The 17414-nt window shown below is 71.1% G+C and carries 16 protein-coding genes; 3 read left to right on the forward strand and 13 right to left on the reverse strand.

The features are described 5' to 3' along the window. Nucleotides 1-18: 18 nt before the first annotated feature. Nucleotides 19-1164, forward strand: coding sequence for a Na+/H+ antiporter NhaA (locus tag AB0P25_RS01570; RefSeq protein ID WP_363805003.1), 1146 nt, complete (start codon nt 19-21; stop codon nt 1162-1164). 162 nt (nt 1165-1326) lie between these two features. Here the strand turns inward: AB0P25_RS01570 and mfd are convergent, their stop codons facing one another. The 4 genes from mfd to AB0P25_RS01590 form a co-directional block, all read right to left on the reverse strand. Beyond that, a complete protein-coding gene (gene mfd, locus AB0P25_RS01575; protein ID WP_363805004.1) occupies nt 1327-4947 on the reverse strand; it encodes a transcription-repair coupling factor in 3621 nt (1206 codons plus the stop codon). Between the two features lie 75 nt (nt 4948-5022). Continuing rightward, entirely contained in the window at nt 5023-5727 is a 705-nt protein-coding gene (locus AB0P25_RS01580) for an alpha/beta fold hydrolase (protein WP_363805005.1), read from the reverse strand. 92 nt (nt 5728-5819) lie between these two features. After that, nucleotides 5820-6398, reverse strand: coding sequence for an aminoacyl-tRNA hydrolase (gene pth, locus AB0P25_RS01585; RefSeq protein WP_363805006.1), 579 nt, complete (start codon nt 6396-6398; stop codon nt 5820-5822). Nucleotides 6399-6406: 8 nt separating this feature from the next. Next, nucleotides 6407-7036: a 50S ribosomal protein L25/general stress protein Ctc gene (locus AB0P25_RS01590; protein ID WP_363805007.1), complete on the reverse strand. Its 630-nt coding sequence runs from the start codon at nt 7034-7036 to the stop codon at nt 6407-6409. A 229-nt stretch (nt 7037-7265) separates the two neighbouring features. On the opposite strand from AB0P25_RS01590, the gene AB0P25_RS01595 reads away from it, so the two are divergent. Further along, the gene (locus AB0P25_RS01595) at nt 7266-7700 is read left to right on the forward strand and encodes an SRPBCC family protein (protein WP_363805009.1); all 435 of its coding nucleotides are present in this window, start codon (nt 7266-7268) and stop codon (nt 7698-7700) included. Then, entirely contained in the window at nt 7693-8145 is a 453-nt protein-coding gene (locus AB0P25_RS01600) for a MarR family transcriptional regulator (RefSeq protein ID WP_363805010.1), read from the forward strand. The genes AB0P25_RS01595 and AB0P25_RS01600 overlap by 8 nt, the downstream gene beginning before the upstream one ends. On the opposite strand, the gene AB0P25_RS01605 is transcribed toward AB0P25_RS01600, so the two are convergent. Genes AB0P25_RS01605 through AB0P25_RS01645 form a run of 9 tightly spaced genes read right to left on the reverse strand, consistent with a single transcriptional unit; the run spans nt 8142 to nt 17315 of the window. Beyond that, the gene (locus tag AB0P25_RS01605; protein ID WP_363805011.1) at nt 8142-8648 is read right to left on the reverse strand and encodes a gluconokinase; all 507 of its coding nucleotides are present in this window, start codon (nt 8646-8648) and stop codon (nt 8142-8144) included. The genes AB0P25_RS01600 and AB0P25_RS01605 overlap by 4 nt on opposite strands. A 44-nt stretch (nt 8649-8692) precedes the next feature. Further along, on the reverse strand, nt 8693-9940 hold the full coding sequence (manD, locus tag AB0P25_RS01610) for a D-mannonate dehydratase ManD (protein WP_363805013.1): 1248 nt from the start codon (nt 9938-9940) through the stop codon (nt 8693-8695). Beyond that, a complete protein-coding gene (locus AB0P25_RS01615) occupies nt 9937-11226 on the reverse strand; it encodes a mannitol dehydrogenase family protein (RefSeq protein WP_363805014.1) in 1290 nt (429 codons plus the stop codon). The genes manD and AB0P25_RS01615 overlap by 4 nt, the downstream gene beginning before the upstream one ends. After that, complete coding sequence (locus tag AB0P25_RS01620; protein WP_363805016.1) at nt 11223-12086, reverse strand: sugar phosphate isomerase/epimerase family protein; 864 nt, start codon at nt 12084-12086, stop codon at nt 11223-11225. Before AB0P25_RS01620 ends, AB0P25_RS01615 begins: the two co-directional genes overlap by 4 nt. After that, nucleotides 12083-13261, reverse strand: a complete 1179-nt coding sequence (locus AB0P25_RS01625) for a Gfo/Idh/MocA family oxidoreductase (protein WP_363805017.1) — start codon at nt 13259-13261, stop codon at nt 12083-12085. The genes AB0P25_RS01620 and AB0P25_RS01625 overlap by 4 nt, the downstream gene beginning before the upstream one ends. Continuing rightward, entirely contained in the window at nt 13258-14100 is an 843-nt protein-coding gene (locus tag AB0P25_RS01630; protein ID WP_363805018.1) for a sugar phosphate isomerase/epimerase family protein, read from the reverse strand. Before AB0P25_RS01630 ends, AB0P25_RS01625 begins: the two co-directional genes overlap by 4 nt. After that, on the reverse strand, nt 14097-14963 hold the full coding sequence (locus tag AB0P25_RS01635) for a carbohydrate ABC transporter permease (protein WP_363805019.1): 867 nt from the start codon (nt 14961-14963) through the stop codon (nt 14097-14099). The genes AB0P25_RS01630 and AB0P25_RS01635 overlap by 4 nt, the downstream gene beginning before the upstream one ends. Next, nucleotides 14960-15940 carry a sugar ABC transporter permease gene (locus tag AB0P25_RS01640; protein ID WP_363805021.1) on the reverse strand — a complete coding sequence of 327 codons (981 nt, stop codon included), beginning with the start codon at nt 15938-15940 and terminating at the stop codon, nt 14960-14962. Before AB0P25_RS01640 ends, AB0P25_RS01635 begins: the two co-directional genes overlap by 4 nt. A gap of 10 nt (nt 15941-15950) precedes the next feature. After that, nucleotides 15951-17315, reverse strand: a complete 1365-nt coding sequence (locus tag AB0P25_RS01645) for an extracellular solute-binding protein (RefSeq protein ID WP_363805022.1) — start codon at nt 17313-17315, stop codon at nt 15951-15953. Between the last annotated feature and the right edge of the window lie 99 nt (nt 17316-17414).

Genomic DNA, 17414 nt, shown 5'->3' on the forward strand with positions numbered 1-17414 from the left:
GCGAGAGTGGTACCCCGCATGAGCATCATCCGTTCCGAGCGCACCGCCGCCGGCCTCCTCCTGGGAGCCGCCGCTCTCGGCCTGCTGCTGGCCAACACGCCGATCGGCTCGACGCTGCTCGACGTGCAGCACACGTATCTGGGCGGCGGGTTCCTGAAGATCAGCGTCGGCCACGGGATCAGCGACGGCCTGCTGGCCGTCTTCTTCTTCATCGTCGCGATCGAGCTCAAGCACGAGCTGGTGGCGGGCGAGCTGAACTCGTTCCAGAAGGCCATCCACCCCGCTATCGCAGCGATCGGCGGCGTGATCGTGCCGGCCGGCCTGTATCTGCTGTTCACCGCGGGCACGAACGTGCAGCAGGGCTGGCCGATCCCCACCGCGACCGACATCGCCTTCGCGCTGGGCGTGCTCGCGGTGTTCGGCCGCGGGCTGCCCAACCGCCTCCGGGTCTTCCTGCTCGCCCTCGCCGTGCTCGACGACCTCATCGCCATCCTCATCATCGCCGTGTTCTTCACCACCGACCCCAACCTGTGGGAGCTGGCGCTGGCGGCCGTCACCGTCGCGCTGTTCGGGCTGCTCAGCCGGATGCTGCGCGGCCGGATGCGCTGGCCGCTCGGCGTCCTCATGGTGCTGCTCGCGCTGCTGACCTGGTGGCTGGTCTACGACTCGGGCGTGCACGCCACCATCGCCGGCGTCGCGCTCGGCCTCGTGATGTCCCGCGCACCGGCCGGCCGGGTGGCGCACGCGCTCGAGCCGTGGAACAACGGGCTGATCCTGCCGCTGTTCGCGTTCTCGGCGGCGCTGGTCGTCATCCCGAACGTGCCCCCGTCGGAGCTCTCCCCCGCCTTCTGGGCCATCCTGATCGCCCTGCCGGTCGGCAAGCTCATCGGCATCACCCTCGGCGGGTGGCTCGGCTCCTTCACGCGAAAAGGGCCGGATCGTGGCCGCATCCCGCTGTTCGGGATGGTCACGGTCGCCGCCCTCGGCGGCATCGGGTTCACCGTCTCGCTGCTCATGAACGAACTCGCGTTCGCGCGCTCGGAGGACGTCCGGGCGGAGGGAACTCTCGCCGTCTTGCTGGGATCGGGGATCGCGATCGTGGTCTCCGGCATCCTGGTCAGCGCCCTCGCGCGGCGCAACCGGCGCCTGCATCCCCACCCGTAGCGACCAGGTCGCACTGCCGACCGGCGCGAAACGGAGGAGTTCCGGGCCGCCGCGCCGTCGGACGGGCCGGACGGAGGAGTTCCGGGCAGGGTGGGGCCGGGAAGTCCTCCGTTTTCGCCGCACGAGGAGTGCCGCGGGAGGAGTGCCGAGGGAGGCGGACGCTCAGCCGGCGCGCTCGGCGGCCGCCGGCTCCTTCTCGGGGAAGAGCGCGCCGAGCAGGTCGCCGACCCAGCCGATCAGCGCCGCGTCGTCCAGCGGCTCGCCGTTCACCCGCGGCATCGGCACGGTCGCGACCTTCGGCGCCGCGTGGTACTTCGACCCCGGGTACATCCGCTGCAGGCGGACCTGCAGCGAATCCGGCAGTATCGCCGGCGCCAGCCGCAGGTTGGAGCCCATGGCCACGACCTCGCCCAGCCCCGCCTTCTGCGCCGCACGGCGCAGGCGCGAGACCGCGATGAGGTTCGTCACGGGCTCCGGCGGAGCGCCGTAGCGGTCCGTCAGCTCCTCCAGCACCGCATCGATCTGGCCGTCCTTCGCGTTCGGCGAGCTGGCCGTCGACAGCTTCTGGTAGGCCTCCAGCCGCAGGCGCTCGCTGTCGACGTACTCCTCGGGGATGTGCGCATCCACCGGCAGCTCGAGCCGCAGCTCGGTCTGGCCCTCGGCGACCTCAGCACGGAACGTGGAGACGGCCTCGCCGATCATCCGCAGGTAGAGGTCGAAGCCGACGCCGGCGATGTGACCGGACTGCTCGCCGCCGAGCAGGTTGCCCGCGCCGCGGATCTCGAGGTCTTTCAGCGCGACCTGCATGCCGCTTCCGAGGTCGTTGTTCGCGGCGATCGTGGACAGCCGGTCGTGCGCCGTCTCGCTCAGCGGCTTGTTCTCGTCCCAGAGGAAGTACGCGTACGCGCGCTCGCGGCCACGGCCGACGCGGCCGCGCAGCTGGTGCAGCTGGCTCAGGCCGTACTTGTCGGCCCGGTCGATGATGATCGTGTTGGCGTTCGAGATGTCGAGTCCGGTCTCGATGATGGTGGTGGACACCAGCACGTCGAATCGGCGCTCCCAGAAGTCGACGACGACCTGCTCCAGCGCGTGCTCGTTCATCTTGCCGTGCGCGACGCCGATGCGCGCCTCGGGCACCAGCTCGGCCAGCTTCGCCGCCATGCTCGTGATCGAGCCGACGCGATTGTGCACGAAGAACACCTGACCCTCGCGCAGCAGTTCGCGCCGGATGGCCGCCGCGACCTGCTTGTCGGAGTACGGCCCGACGAAGGTGAGGATCGGGTGCCGGTCCTCCGGCGGGGTCGCCAGCGTCGACATCTCGCGGATGCCGGTCACCGCCATCTCGAGCGTGCGCGGGATGGGCGTCGCGCTCATGGCGAGGATGTCGACGTTCGTCTTGAGCTTCTTCAGCGCGTCCTTGTGCTCGACGCCGAAGCGCTGCTCCTCGTCGATGATGACGAGACCGAGGTCTTTGAAGGTCACGCCGTCGGCGAGGATGCGGTGCGTGCCGATGACCACATCCACCGTGCCGTCCGCCATGCCGCGCAGCGTCTCGCGCGCCTCCTTGTCGGTCTGGAACCGGCTCAGCTGCCGCAGGTGGATGGGGAACCCGGCGAACCGCTCCTGGAACGTCTCCGCGTGCTGCTTCACGAGCAGCGTCGTCGGGACGAGCATCGCGACCTGCTTGCCGTCCTGCACCGCCTTGAACGCGGCCCGCACGGCGATCTCGGTCTTGCCGAAGCCGACGTCGCCCGAGATCAGACGGTCCATCGGGATCGGCCGCTCCATGTCGGCCTTGACCTCGTCGATGGTCTGCAACTGGTCGTGCGTCTCCGCGAAGGGGAACGCCTCCTCCAGTTCGCGCTGCCACGGGGTGTCCGGCGCGAAGGCGTGGCCCTTGCTGGCCATGCGGGCGGAGTAGAGCTTGACCAGCTCCACGGCGATGTCGCGGACGGCGCGGCGCGCGCGTCCCTTCGCCGCCGCCCAGTCGCTGCCGCCCATCTTGGACAGCTGCGGCGCCTCGCCGCCGACGTAGCGGGTGAGCAGGTCGAGCTGGTCGGTCGGCACGTACAGCTTGTCGCCCGGGTAGCCGCGCTTCGACGGCGCGTACTCGAGCACGAGGTATTCGCGCTTCGACTTGACCGCGTTCCGGCCGCCGCTCGACACCATGCGCTGCGTGAGCTCGACGAACTTGCCGATGCCGTGCGTCTCGTGCACGACGTAGTCGCCGGGCTTGAGCTGCAGCGGGTCGACCACGTTCTTGCGTCGGGTCGCGAGCTTCTTCACCTGGCGCGAGTCGTAGCCGATGGTGCGGCCGTAGAACTCGGCCTCGCTGATCAGGGCGAGCTTGATGTCGGGCAGCTCGAAGCCGTGCTCGGCGGTCGCCTTGAGGAGGTACGCGATGCCGGGCTCCGGATCGGCCGGGAACTCGTCCACCGGCCTCGCCGGGAGCTCGGCCTCGGAGAGCACGTCGGCCGCGCGCTCCACCAGGCCGGTGCCGGCGGCGACGATCGCGACCTGCCAGCCGTCGCGCAGGCGGCCGCGGACGTGCTCGACGGCGCCGGACACGTTGCCCTGGAAGCTCGGCACGGCCTCGGCCCGGATGCGGACCTGCAGGTGCTCCTCGAGCTCGCGTTCCTCCGGCAGCACCTCGTCGGCCTGGAAGCCGGACATCGTCCACCACGGGTGGTCGGGATTCGCGGCGCCCGGGCGGCTGTACTTGACCGAGTCCTTCAGCTGCTGCAGCGTCATGAAGTCGCCGGCGGCCAGGTCGATGGGCGCGGCCGCGCCGACGGTCGCAGCGCTCCACGCGGCGGAGAGGAATTCGCGGTTCGTCTCCGCCAGGCTGACGGCCCGGGAGGCGACGCGCTCGGGCGAGAGGACGGCGACGGCCGCGCCGTCGGGCAGGTAGTGGGTGAGCGGCACGAGCCGGTCGACGAGTGCGGGCGCCAGCGACTCCATCCCCTCGACGGGGATGCCCTCGCCGATCTTGGCCAGCATCGAGGACAGGCTAGGGAATTCGTGCTCCATCTCACGCGCCCGCTGCCGCACCGACTCGCTGAGCAGCAGCTCGCGGCTCGGCGGCAGGGCGACGGCAGGGATGGGCTCGGGCAGCGACCGCTGATCGGCGACCGAGAAGGCGCGGATCTGATCCACCTCGTCGCCGAAGAAGTCGACCCGGTACGGGTGGTCGGCCGTGGGCGGGAAGACGTCGAGGATGCCGCCGCGCACCGCGAACTCGCCACGACGGGTGACGATGTCGACGCGCTCGTAGGCGAGGTCGACCAGCTGGGAGGCGAGGCCGCCGAGGTCGAAGCCGCGGCCGCCGATCCGGAGGTCGATGGTCGCGTAGTCGGTGAGGTTGTCGGCGAGAGGCTGCAGCGCAGCGCGGACGGAGGCGACCAGGATGAACGGTGCACTTCGGTCGCCCTCCGCCCAGTCGGAGAGGCGGCGCAGCGCGGTGAGGCGCTTGCCGACGATCTCGGCGCTCGGGCTCAGTCGCTCGTGCGGCAGGGTCTCCCACGCCGGGAACTCGACGATCTCCGCGTCGGGCAGCAGGCACGGCAGGGCGCCGCGGACCGATTCTGACTCGCGTCCCGTCGCCGTGATCAGCAGCACCGCCTGCGATGCGCCCTGCTCGGCGCGACGGCGCAGCAGGCCCGCGAGCAGCGGAGCGCGGAGGCCGTCGGTGAGCGAGAAATCGGCGTCGCGCGCCGCATGCGAGAGCGCGTCGGCGAACGAGGACTCGCGTGCGAGCGCGGCGACCAGACCCTGGAGTATCACTCGGTCGATTCTACGTGGGACCGCCGACAGGTGAAGGGGTGGTGGCCGCTCTGCGCGACGGCTGGATCCAGCCGGCTAGATCCACCCATCGAGCGCGCGCATGAACCCGTCGTGGTCGTCGCGGTTGATGACGTGGCCCGACCCGGGCACGATGCGCACCTCGTAGCCGTCCGCGCGCAGGCGCTCCGCGAGCTCGGGCTTCACCAGCTGCGAGTTGTCGGCGAGCATGACGAGCGATGGCGCCATCATGACGGCCGGCGCGCGCATCGAGGAGGGCGTGAGCACGACCGGGATCACCGCGCGGTCGAAGGACTTGAAGGTCTCCACCTCGATCGCCACGTCGGCCGGGTCCCAGCGCGGGTTGCGCTTGGCGATGCGTGCGGCCGACTGCCGGGCGAGAGTGCGGAGGAACGTGGGGGCGAGCCACCGGACGAAGCCGTTGGTCGCCGGGCACGAGAAGGCCGGGTCGACGTAGATGACGCGCTGCGGCTCGAGCCGGTCGACCGCCAGGCTGACGGTGAGGCCGCCCAGCGAATGGCCCATCACGAGCTCCGGCCGCCCGGGCACGGTGTCGACGATGTCCTGCGCCATGAGTTCGGCGGAGTACTCGTCGGCGTGGGGGCTGTGGCCGTGACCGCGCAGATCGACGGCGATCACGTGGTAGCCGTGAGCGGCGAGCACAGGGCCGACCCGTCGCCAGTTGCGCGAGTCCGACATGACGCCGTGGACGAGGACCGCGTAGCGGTCGCCGGTGCCCCACTCGCGGGTGAACAACTTCATGGCATCGACGGTACGCAGCGCTCCTGGCGCGGGCCAGGGCATTGACCGGGCTGCCGCTGGGGGTTAGCCGTGATCTTGCCGGGCGCGGCGGGTCAGCGGGCGTGGAAGCGGTTCTGCGCGGGGGTCAGACCCTCGGCGGCGATCTGCTCGACCGCGTCGGCGGCGTCCGCCACCAGGATCGGGAGATTGGTGCGCTCGGTGGACGAGAACGCCTTGAGCACGTGGTCCGCGGCTCCCGACGAGCCGGGCGGGCGGCCGACGCCGACCCGCACGCGGGTGAAGTCTCCGGTGCCGATCGCGGAGATCACATCCCGGACGCCGTTGTGGCCGCCGTGGCCGCCGCCGCTCTTGAGGCGGATGGTGTCGAACGGGATGTCGAGCTCGTCGTGCACCACGATCAGGTGCGACGGGTCGAGCGAGTAGAAGCGCAGCAGCTGAGCGACCGGGCCGCCGGAGACGTTCATGTACGTGTTCGGCTTGGCCAGGATGAAGCGAGGGCCGCCGGGGGCGAGTCTGCCCTCGGCGACCGTCGCGTTCGTCTTGTGGGTCTTGAAGGTGAGTCCCCCGCGCGAGGCGAGTTCGTCGAGCACCATCTGACCCACGTTGTGACGCGTGGCGGCGTAGCCGGGCCCGGGGTTGCCGAGCCCGACCACGAGCCAGGGTGCGTCCATGGAGGGGATTACTCCGCGTCGCCCTCGGCGGCCTCGGCCTCGGCCTCGGCGGCCTCCTCGGCGGCCTCGGTCTCCTCGTCCTCGGCGCGCGCGGCGGCCGGGACGACGACGTTGAGGATGAGCAGGTCCTCGTCCTCGGCGAGCGTGGCGCCGGCCGGGAGGTCGAAGTCCTTGGCGTGGTACTGGGTGCCCTCCTCGGCGTCCGTCACGTCGATGACGATGCGCTCCGGGATGTGGGTGGCCTCGACCTCGAGCTTGATGGTCGGGATGTCGAGCACGGCGATGGTGCCGGAGAACGGCTCGCCCTCGACGTGCACCGGGACCTCGACAGTGACCTTCTCGCCGCGGCGGATGACCACGAGGTCGAGGTGCTCGATGATCTGCGACACCGGGTCCTTCTGGACGTCCTTCACCAGGGCGAGCTGGCCCTTGCCCTCGATGTCGAGGTCGAGCACCGCGTTCGCCTTGCGGAGCAGGAGCGAGACCTGGTGGCCCGGGAGGGTGACGTGGACGGGGTCGGTGCCGTGACCGTAGATGACCGCGGGGATCTTGCCGACGGCGCGGATCTTGCGGGCCGCGCCCTTGCCGAAGCTGTCGCGCAGCTCGGCGCTGACCTTGTTGGACTCTTCAGTCGCCATGATTTCTCCTCGCCGGCACGAGGACCGGCTGTCGGGCGAGCCGCGAGGCCCGCAGTGTTGGTGTTGTTCGACTCGAACGCATCGAAGTGCGCGAGGAAAGACTGCGTAGCCTGCTCCACCGCGTCGATCACGGATGCTGTGGGAGCATCCCTCGCCGAAGTTCAGTTGTGGAGTCTACCCGATCGAGATAAACTAAGCGCGCTTAGTAATGCGACGAACGGAGAGCATCATGTGGACGACCCGCCACACCGGCACCACCACCGCGCCCGCCTCGGCCGTGTGGTCCGCCCTGCGCGACCTGCACAGCGGCATCCCGCTCGGCCCGGCCAGCGACTCCTTCGAGCTCCACGGCCCGTTCGCCGTCGGCACGGAGGTCACCGTCACACCGCAGGGCCAGGAGGCGATGACCTCGACGATCGTCGAGCTGGACCCCGAGCAGGTCTACGCCGACCGCACGGTGTTCGGCGGGCTGGCCCTGACTTTCCGGCACACCCTGAAGGCGCAGGCGGGAGGCGGCACCGAGGTCACGCACACGCTGGAGATCGACGGTCCGGGCGCTGACGCGGTCGGCCCGGAGCTCGGCCCGCAGATCGCCGGCGACTTCCCGGTCGCGATGGCGGAGCTGCTGCATTCCGCTGAGCAGCGGGTCGCCGCCGGTGCCTGAGGCCGGACTCGGGAGCCGATTCCCGGCCGCATCGCAGAGCCCCGGCCTGCTGCTCTGGCGGGTGACAAACCACTGGCAGGCCGCCATGCGCGCCGCGCTCGCCCCGCATGAGCTGACCCACGTGCAGTACGTACTGCTCGCATCCCTCACCTGGCTCGCCGACCGCGAGCCGGATCGCCTGGTCACCCAGGTCGAGCTCGCGGGCTTCGCGGCGACCGACCCGATGATGACCTCGCAGGTGGTGCGTGCGCTGGAGCGGGCGGGGCTCGTGGAGCGCCTCCCCCATCCCACCGACGGCCGGGCGCGCGTGCTGCGCGCGACACCCGAGGGCGCCGGGGCTGCGCGGCGGGCGACGGCCGACGTGGAGGCGGCGGACGCGGCCTTCTTCGCCGCCGTGGACGCGGCGGCCTTCACGCGGCAGCTGGCCGCGCTCTCGAGCAGCTAGACGCGATCGCCCGCCACCGCGTCCGCGATGGTCGCGGCCAGTTCGTCCGGCGCGAGGGAGACGTCGAGGCGCATCCCCGCCTCGTCCGCCTGCAGCGGCTCCAGCGTGGCGAGCTGCGAGTCGAGCAGGGCGACCGGCATGAAGTGACCGGGACGCGCGGCCATGCGGGCCGCGAGCACTTCCCGCGTCCCGTCGAGCTCTGCGAACACCGCGCCGGGAGCCTCGGCGCGGATCAGATCGCGGTAGCTGCGCTTGAGCGCCGAGCAGGCGACGACCACGCCCTCGGGTGCGGTTCCGGCCAGCGTCTCGCCGATCGCGCGCAGCCACGGCGCCCTGTCGTCGTCGTCCAACGGGGTGCCCGACGCCATCTTGGCGACGTTCGCCGGCGGGTGCAGCGCATCGCCGTCGACGAACGGCACGCCGAGCCGCGCGGCGACCCGCTCGCCCACCGTCGTCTTGCCCGATCCGGACACGCCCATCACGACCACTTCGAGCCGCCGCACTCGCCCTCCTCCATCGTCGTTCCGGTGCGGCGTCAGCACCGCCGTCACCAGTCGTGCATCGAACCGTCGAGCAGACGGTTCACCGGCAGGTACGCCGACTGGTACGGGAAGGACTCCGCCACGACCTCGTCGTACGATACGCCGAGCCCGGGCTCCTCGCTCGGCGCGAGCATCCCGTCGGCGAACGTGTAGGTCGGCCTGAAGACCTCGTCGGTGGTGGCGCTGTGCCGCATGTACTCCTGGATGCCGAAGTTCGGGATGGCCACGCCGAGATGCACCGCTGCCGCCAGCCCGACGGGCGACACGTCGGTCGGACCGTGGACGCCGGACTTGATCTGGTAGACCGCCGCGTAGTCGAAGATGCGTCGCAGCCCCGTGATCCCGCCCGCGTGGGTGACGGGTGAGCGGACGTAGTCGATCAGCTGCTCCTCGAACAGCTCGCGGTAGTCCCAGATGGTGTTGAACACCTCCCCGATCGCGAGCGGCGTGGTGGTGTGCTCGCGCACGCGGCGCAGCACCGCCTGGTTCTCGGCGGGGGTCACATCCTCCAGCCAGAACAGGTCGTACGGCTCCAGCGACTTCCCGAGCTTCGCCGCCTGGATGGGCGTGAGCCGGTGGTGGGCGTCGTGCAGCAGCGGCAGCTCCGGCCCGAACTCGTTCCGTACGGCCTCGAAGACGCCGGGGATGTGGCGCAGGTAGGCGCGCGTGTCCCACTGCTCCTCGACCGGCACCGCGCTGCGGCGGGCGGGCTCGTGGTCGTAGCGGGTCGTCATCCCGTCGGCCCCGGCCGCCGCGTTCGCAGACGATGCGACGCCGTACACGGAGCCGAGGCCGGGGACGCCGGTCTGGATGCGGATGGCGCGGAAGCCCTGCTCGAGGTGCGACCGGATGGAGTCGAAGAGCTCGGGCAGCTCCGCCCCCGAGGCGTGGCCGTAGGTGAGGCAGCCGACCCGGCTGCGGCCGCCGAGCAGCTGGTACAGAGGAAGCCCCGCCACCTTCGCCTTGATATCCCACAGCGCCGTGTCGACGGCGGCGATGGAGGCCATGGTCACCGGGCCGCGCCGCCAGTACGCGCCGCGGTAGAGGTACTGCCAGGTGTCCTCGATCCGGTGGGCGTCACTGCCGATCAGCAACGGGACCACGTGCTCGCTCAAGTAGGCGGCGACGGCGAGCTCGCGTCCGTTGAGCGTCGCGTCGCCGAGACCGGTGACACCGTCCTCGGTCGTGATGCGGAGGGTGACGAAGTTGCGGCCGGGGCTGGTGACCAGGACGTCGGCGGCGATGATTCTCATGCGGTGGCTCCTTGGAGGGATGCGGTGCGCCCGGCAAGCGGCCGGGCGAGGTCGGTGAGGTCGGGGGCGAGGGCGTCGAGCACGAGGGAGGCGCGACTGAGGGGGTCGTGCGCGTCCCGCAGGCGCGCGGTGAGCGAATCGGCCTGCGGGTCGCGTGCTCCGCCGGCAAGCAGGTGGAGGGTCCACGCGGCGAGGACGCCGAGCTGCGCCTCCCCCGGTCCGAGGCCGGCGGCGAGGCGTTCGCGCAGCGGCTCGACGATGCGCGGCCCGAGTTTCTGCGACCCGTCGGCGGCGATCTGGACGAGCCGGTGCTCGATGCGCGCGTTCGTGAAGCGGTCCCGCAGCGCCTGCTGTGCGGCCGCGACCGCGGCGTCGTCGAACGGCAGGCCCGGACGCTGCTCGGCCCAGAGCAGCTCCAGCTCGGCGGCGAGAGCCGGGTCGGCGACCGCCTCGGCGATCGTCCGGTGTCCGCGCAGCAGCCCCCGGTAGGCGAGGAGGGAGTGGCCGGCGTTCAGGAGTCGCAGCTTGCGGCGCTCGAACGGCTCCACGTCGTCGACGAAGCGCGCGCCGCCGGCCTCCCACGCGGGGCGTCCGGCGGGGAAGGCTCCGGCGAGCACCCACTCGCTGAACGGCTCGGTGATCACCGGGGCGGCGTCGTCCCAGCCGGCGAGCGCCCGGACCGCGGACAGGTCCTGCTCGGTCGTCGCGGGGGTGATGCGGTCGACCATGGTGGAGACGAAGGACACCTCCGACCGCACCCAGGCGTCGAGGTCGGGCTCGTCGGCGGTGAGGGCGAGCACCGCCTCCCGGAGGACGCGGCCGTTGCCGGAGAGGTTGTCGCAGCTGACGACCGCGAGGCCGCCCGCGTCGGCGCGGAACCGCGCGGCGAGTCCGTCGCGGATGCGGCCGGGCGCCGATGCGCCGGGGAGGTATCCGGCCTCGGTGACCGTCAGCGTGAGCACGCCGACCTGCGGGTCTGCCAGGGTCGCGAGCCACGCAGCGGTGTCTGCGCCGTCGTGCACACGGCTCAGCGCCTCCACGGTGGACACGGAGTCGTCCGCGGGGCCGCGGGTGACCACCGAGTAGAGGGAGTCCTGCGCGGCGAGGACGCGTGCCGCGTCCGCCCGGCGCCCGGTGAACGCCGCGATCCCCCACCCGCCCGCAGCGTCGGGCGCCGCGTCGTTGGCGGCCTGCGTGTACCAGGCCTGATGCGCGCGATGGAACGCGCCCAGCCCGAGGTGCGCGACACGCACGGGGTGCCGGGCGGACCGCGGCGGCGGGGTCATGCGGCCGCCGCGGTGCGCGTGCGGGCCGCCACGGCGCGCAGGTAGTCCAGGTTGCCCCGCGTCCGCTCCTCTACGGGCACGTCAGTGGAGAAGTCCTCGCACGTCACCCACCCGTCATAGCCGAACGCGTGCAGTGCCCGGAAGTAGTCGTCCACGTCCCCGGTGCCGGTCGTCAGCGGCGCCCAGGCGTGATGCCAGCGGACCGTGCCGTCCTGCTCGGGCTCGCCGGGCACCCAGGCGACGTTCTTCACATGGACGTGCGCGAGGTAGGGACCGAGCAGCTGGAGGGACGCGAGCGTCTCCTCCCGGCCCTCGATGACGAGGTTGCCGAGGTCGTGGATGACGCCGACGTGCTCCGGGTCGAGCCCGTCGAGCAGGCGGAAGGCGGCGGACGCCGAGGGCGTGATCGTCTCGTGGTGCAGCTCGACCAGGGCCTTGACCCCGTGCTCGGCGGCGCGGGAGGCCGCCCAGGACAGGTCGCGCCGGGCGGCGGCGAAGAGCGCGCGGTACTCCCCGGAATCCGTGCGCGGCATGGTGACCCGCACCTGTCGGGCGCCGAGGCGCGCGGTCGCGGCGAGCATCCGCTCGACGCCGTCGTGGTCGTCGCAGCGGGCGTAGCCGCCGATCCCGGAGTACTCCAGGCCGCTCTCCCGGGTAAGGCGGTCCAGCTCGTCCAGCCGGTCCTCGAGGCCGGTGAGCGGCCAGGTCGCGCGGTTGCCCGCCCAGAAGCCCGGGACGTCGGTCTCCTCCTGGTCGGTGATGCGCCACTCGACGCCGTCCCAGCCCTGGCCGGCGAGGATGCGGACGGCCTCGGCGGGCGTCCATTCCGGGGTGGAGGCGGTGAAGACGGAGAACTTCATGCGCGGGCCTCCGTGGTCACCGGGCCGGTCGAGACGACGACGTCGTCCAGCTCGCCGCTCAGCACCTCGTCGAAGGCGATCGGGCGACCCAGCGTCGCCGAGAGGTACACCGCGCGCACGACGCAGAGCGACTGGAAGGCGTCCTCGACGCGCACACCGGGAGCCCGCCCGCCGTCGATCGCCGCCACGACATCCTCGTACTGGCGGAGATGCCCGATCACGAAGGCGTCGGAACCGCGATCGCCGCCGCGGACCTCGCCCGCCGGAACCAGCTCGGCTGCACGGTCGGTCGCGTCGCCGTCTGCGGCGAACGATTCGAGCTGGTCGTCGTGGATCACCGCGGAGCCCGCGTCGCCGTGCACCTGCAACCGGACCGCGAGGCCCGGGAAGGCCGCGGTCGTCGCGTGCAGCACGGCGAGCGCGCCGGACTCGAACCGGACGGTCGCGACCGCGATGTCCTCGACCTCGACGCGGTCATGGGCCAGGAGGGCGGTCTGCGCGAAGATCTCGACCGGGCGGCCGAGCATCCACACCAGCAGGTCGACGGTGTGGACACCCTGGTTCATCACCGCGCCGCCGCCGTCGAGCTCCCAGGTGCCGCGCCACTGACCGGAGTCGTAGTAGTCCTGACTGCGCCACCAGGCGACCGAGGCGACGCCGCTGGTGAGCCTGCCGAATCGGCCGGTGTGCGCCGCCTCGGCGACGAGGACCGAGGACGGGTCGAACCGGTGCTGGCTGATGACCGAGACGACGAGACCGTCGCTCTCCGCCCGCTCGGCGAGCGCGCGGAGCTGGCGCGCCCGGCCCATGTCGGTGTCGAGCGGCTTCTCGATGACCACGTGCCTGCCGGCGGCGATCGCCTCCTCGGCGACGCTCACGTGCAGGCCGCTGGGGGTGCAGATGACCACGAGGTCGGGACGGTGGGCGGGTCCCGTCTCGGCGAGGGCCTCGGCCAGGGAGGTGAACACCGCGGGGCGTTCGCCGGACGCCGCGGCGACCTGGTCGGCGAGCGCCTCCGCGGCCTCCGGGACGGCGTCGATCAGCGCGGTGATCGCGAGGCGCGGGTGCCGGTCGATGGCCCGGGCGTGGTTGACGCCGATGATGCCGCAGCCGACGATCGCGACACGCAACGGCACGGTCGCCTCGGCGGCGGAGGTGGTGTTCTGGTCTGTCATGCGAGGGTGACTCCGATCCGGTCGGTCAGGGTGCGGAAGGCGCGGGCGGCACGGCCGAAGGCCGCAGGGCCGGAGAAGCCGCCGAGCGCGTTCACATCGGTGAGGTGGGGTTCGAGGGAGGCGAAGCCGGTGTAGCCGTCGTCGCGCAGCGCGGTGAGGGTCTGCAGGACCTGGCCGTCGCCCTCCCCCGCGGGGACGACCTCGCCCGTGGCGGTCAGCGCATCCTTGACCTGCAGGTACTCCAGGTGCGGACGCAGCGCAGCGTACCCGTCGTCGAAGGGGTGCGCGACGCCGACCTGGACGAAGTTCGCGCTGTCCCAGGCGAGGCGCAGCGCGGGCGAGCCGACCGACTCCACGATGTCCAGGCAGCGTTCGGGGGTGTCGCCGTAGATGTCCTTCTCGTTCTCGTGCAGGAGCACCAGCCCCTCCGCCTCGGCGACGTCCGCGAGGGCGCGCATCCGTACCAGGACGTCGTCGCGGATGCTCTCCACCGCAACCCCCTCGTCGCGGAAGAACGAGAACAGCCGGATGTACCGCGTGCCGAGCCGGTGCGCCGCGGAGGCGGCGCGGCGCAGGCGCTCCACTTCGTGCTCGACGGGCAGCGAGACGTCGACCTTGCCGACGGGCGACGCGATGGCGGAGACGCTCATCCCGCGCTCGCTCAGGACGGTGGCCAGGCGGTCGAGCTCCCCCGCATCCAGGTCCACGATGTTGACGCCCCAGGCGCTGCGGACCTCGATGGCGCTCGCGCCGAGAGCCTGCAGCACGGCGACCTGGATGGCCGGGTCGGCGTCGATCTCGTCGCCGAAGCCGGACAGGGTCCACGTGACGGTGGTCATTTCACTCCTCCAGAGGTCAGCCCGCCGACGAGGTACCGCTGGAACACCAGGTACAGCACCACGACCGGGAGGGCGCAGATCAGCGACGCGGCCATCATCTGGCCGTAGAGCGGCACGGCGCCGCCCTCCTGCGTCGCTCCGAACACCTGCAGGGCGACGGCGGCCGTCCGGCTCTCGGGGTTCGTGAGCACCGAGGCGAACAGCACGTCGTTCCAGCCGAGCAGGAACGCGAAGATGCCCGAGACGACGATGCCCGGCCAGCTGAGCGGCATGACGATCCGGGTGAGGATGCGCCACGACGATGCGCCGTCGATCCGGGCCGCCTCCTCCAGCGCCTTGGGCAGCCCACGGAGGTAGGTGACCATGACCCAGGTGGAGAACGGCAGGGCGAACGTCAGGTAGGTGATGAAGACGGCCCACCGCGTGCCGATGATCTGCACGCCCAGCAGGGAGGCGGTGGACGAGAAGAGGACGAACACCGGCAGCAGCATCAGCGTGCCCGGGATCGATTGGAGGCCGAGCAGGCCGCGCAGGAACGACAGCCGCCCCCGGAACTCGAACCGGACCAGGACGTAGGCGGTGGCGACGGCGAGGAACGCGCACACGATCGCGACGGCGCCGCAGATGATCACGCTGTTCGCGAGTCCCGTGCCGAGGTCGACCGTCGTCCACACCTTGAGGTAGTTGTCGAGGTGCAGCTCGGTCGGGAGGAACGCCCCGGCGGCGACCGAGACGTCGGAGTTGACCGACGCGAACAGCATGTAGAGGACCGGCCCCAGCACGATGATCAGCAGCACCGTGATGATCGCGACCAGCAGCGGACGCGGCAGGAGCCGCGTGATGTCCGTGGTGGCGGAGGTCATCGCTGCTCCTCCTCTCCGGAGTCGAGCTTCACGGCTCGGAGGTACACGAACAGCGGGATCGCGATCAGCACGAGCGAGCAGATCGCCATCGCGGCGCTCAGGCCGAACCGGAAGCTCTGGAAGCTGGTGACGTACGTCAGCACCGGCAGCACGTCGACGTCCTGCGGGGCGGGCACGCCGAACAGCACGAACGGCAGCGTGAACGCGTTGATGTTGTGCAGGAACGCGATGATGAGGGCGAGGAAGATCGGCCCGCGCAGGTACGGCAGCACGATGTAGCGGAGCTTGATCCACCAGGTGGCCCCGTCGATGGCCGCCGCTTCGTGCACTTCGTGGTCGACCGCCTGGAGGCCGGCGAGCACGAGCAGGTAGAAGAACGGCCAGGAGGTCCAGATCTGCACGATGATGAGGGACCAGTAGCTGAGCGGCCCGTTGAGCCAGAGCCCGCTGTGGATGCCCACGGCGCCGAGCATCGAGTCCACGACGCCTCCCGGCTGCAGCATGGTGCGCCACAGCGTGCCGACCACGAACGCGGGGAGCACGTACGGGATGAGGAACAGCGAGCGGACCAGCGCCCGTCCGCGGAACCGGTTCTGCGTGGCCAGCGCCGCCGCGAGGCCGATCGGCATCGTGACCACGGCCGCGATCAGCGCGAACGAGACGCTGATCCCGATCGAGCGCAGCAGCGGCGAGGCCGTCACGGCCTCGATGTAGTTGCCGAGCCCGATGAAGGGCGCCTGCAGCCAGCTCTGGAGGGTGTACTGGTCGAGGTCGAGCGTGGACATCACCACGGCCACGATCAGCGGCACGACGATGATGACCAGCATGAGGATGCCACCGGGCAGCAGCATCCACAGCGGCCGGCTGCGCCGTTCGAGCGTCCGGCGCCGGCGGCCGCCCGCGGGAGCGGGTCCCGCGGGCGCGCCGGTGGGCGCCACGACCGTGCTCTTCGGCGCGGTCAGCGTCTGATTCGACATGGTGCGCCCGCTACTTGGCCTTGCTCAGCGAGGCCTGGGCGGAGGCTTGCGCCGCCTTCAGCTTCGACTCGAGATCGGAGGAGGAGACTCCGCCCGAGGAGAGCCCCGGGATGGACTGGACCACCACGTTCACCAGCGCGAGCTGCGTGTCGCCCCAGGCGCCCGAGAACGGAGTGCCGTAGGCCTTCGTGCCGGCCTCGAGGATGGACGCGATCAGGTCGTCGCCCTGCTCGATCTTCTTCGCCGCCTCCGCGTTGGTCGGGAGGTCGCCGAAGGTCTTGGTGTACTTCACCTGGTTGTCGGCGCTCGTGAGCATCTTGACCAGGGCGAACGCGAGGTCCCGGTTCTTGGAGTACTTGGCGACCACCATGTTGTCGCCCGAGATGATGGTGGCGGCGGCCTTGCCTCCGCTCGGCAGCGACGTCTTGCCCGGCGGGATGGTCGGCATCACCGCGTAGCCGTACCTGCCGGCGACGCCCGACTTGTCGAGGGTCACCCGCGAGGACGACGAGACCATGGGAAGGAACGCGGCCTTGCCGCCGGCGAACGCCGCGACGGCCTGCGCGTTCTTCCAGCCGATCGCGGCCGGGTCGACGACCTTGTCCTCGGTCAGCCAGCCGAAGTACGTCTGGTACGCCTTCTTCACGGCCGGGCTGTCGATCGTCGCCTTCTTGTTCTTCAGGTCGAGGATGGTGTTGCCCTGCTGCATCGACATCGCCCAGACGAACTTCCACGGGTCGAAGCTGTCCGCGTACGCGATCGCCATTCCGTGCACGTCGCCGCTGGTGAGTTTCTTCGCCTGCTCGGCGAGGCCGTCCCAGGTATCGGCGGGCTTGTCGATGCCGGCCGCCTTGAGGAGGTCCTTGTTGTAGGCCATGACGAACGGGCGGCTGAGGAAGGGGATGCCGACCTCGTCCTTCTCGGTCGGCCCGGAGATGCCGAGCGTCGCCGGGGTGAAGCGGTCGCGGCCTCCCACCTTCGCCCAGTCGGCGTCGGTGAGCTTCACGAACGCGCCGGTGGAGTAGGCCGTGGGCGTGAAGGTCGTGCCGAGGTCGTAGATGTCCGGGCCCTGTCCGCTGAGCACCGAGGTCTGGATCTTGGTGAGCTCGTCGTTCGCCGAGGCGAACGTCTCGAACTTCACGGTGGCGCCCGTCTCCTTCTGGAACTGGGCCGACACGTCCTGGAACCACTTCTGCTGTTCCGTCGGGTAGAGCGTATTGGCGGCGATCATGACGTCGAGGGTCTTACCGGTGCCGTCGACCTTCCCGGCCGCGGCGGTGCCGGAGCCGCCCGGGGCGCTGCCCGAGCATCCGGTGAGGGCGAGGCCGGCGGCGGCGAGGGCCGCGACAGCGCCGAGCGCGAAACGTGATCTCATCGTGTCTCTCCTTCGAGGCAGGGATGTGAAGCTGCGATCCGCCCGGCCGATCGGGCCGGGGTTGCGGACGACTCTAAAGCGATGGAATTTTTTGCCGCA

This window comes from Leifsonia sp. NPDC077715, from assembly GCF_040686855.1.
Lineage (GTDB): Bacteria > Actinomycetota > Actinomycetes > Actinomycetales > Microbacteriaceae > Leifsonia.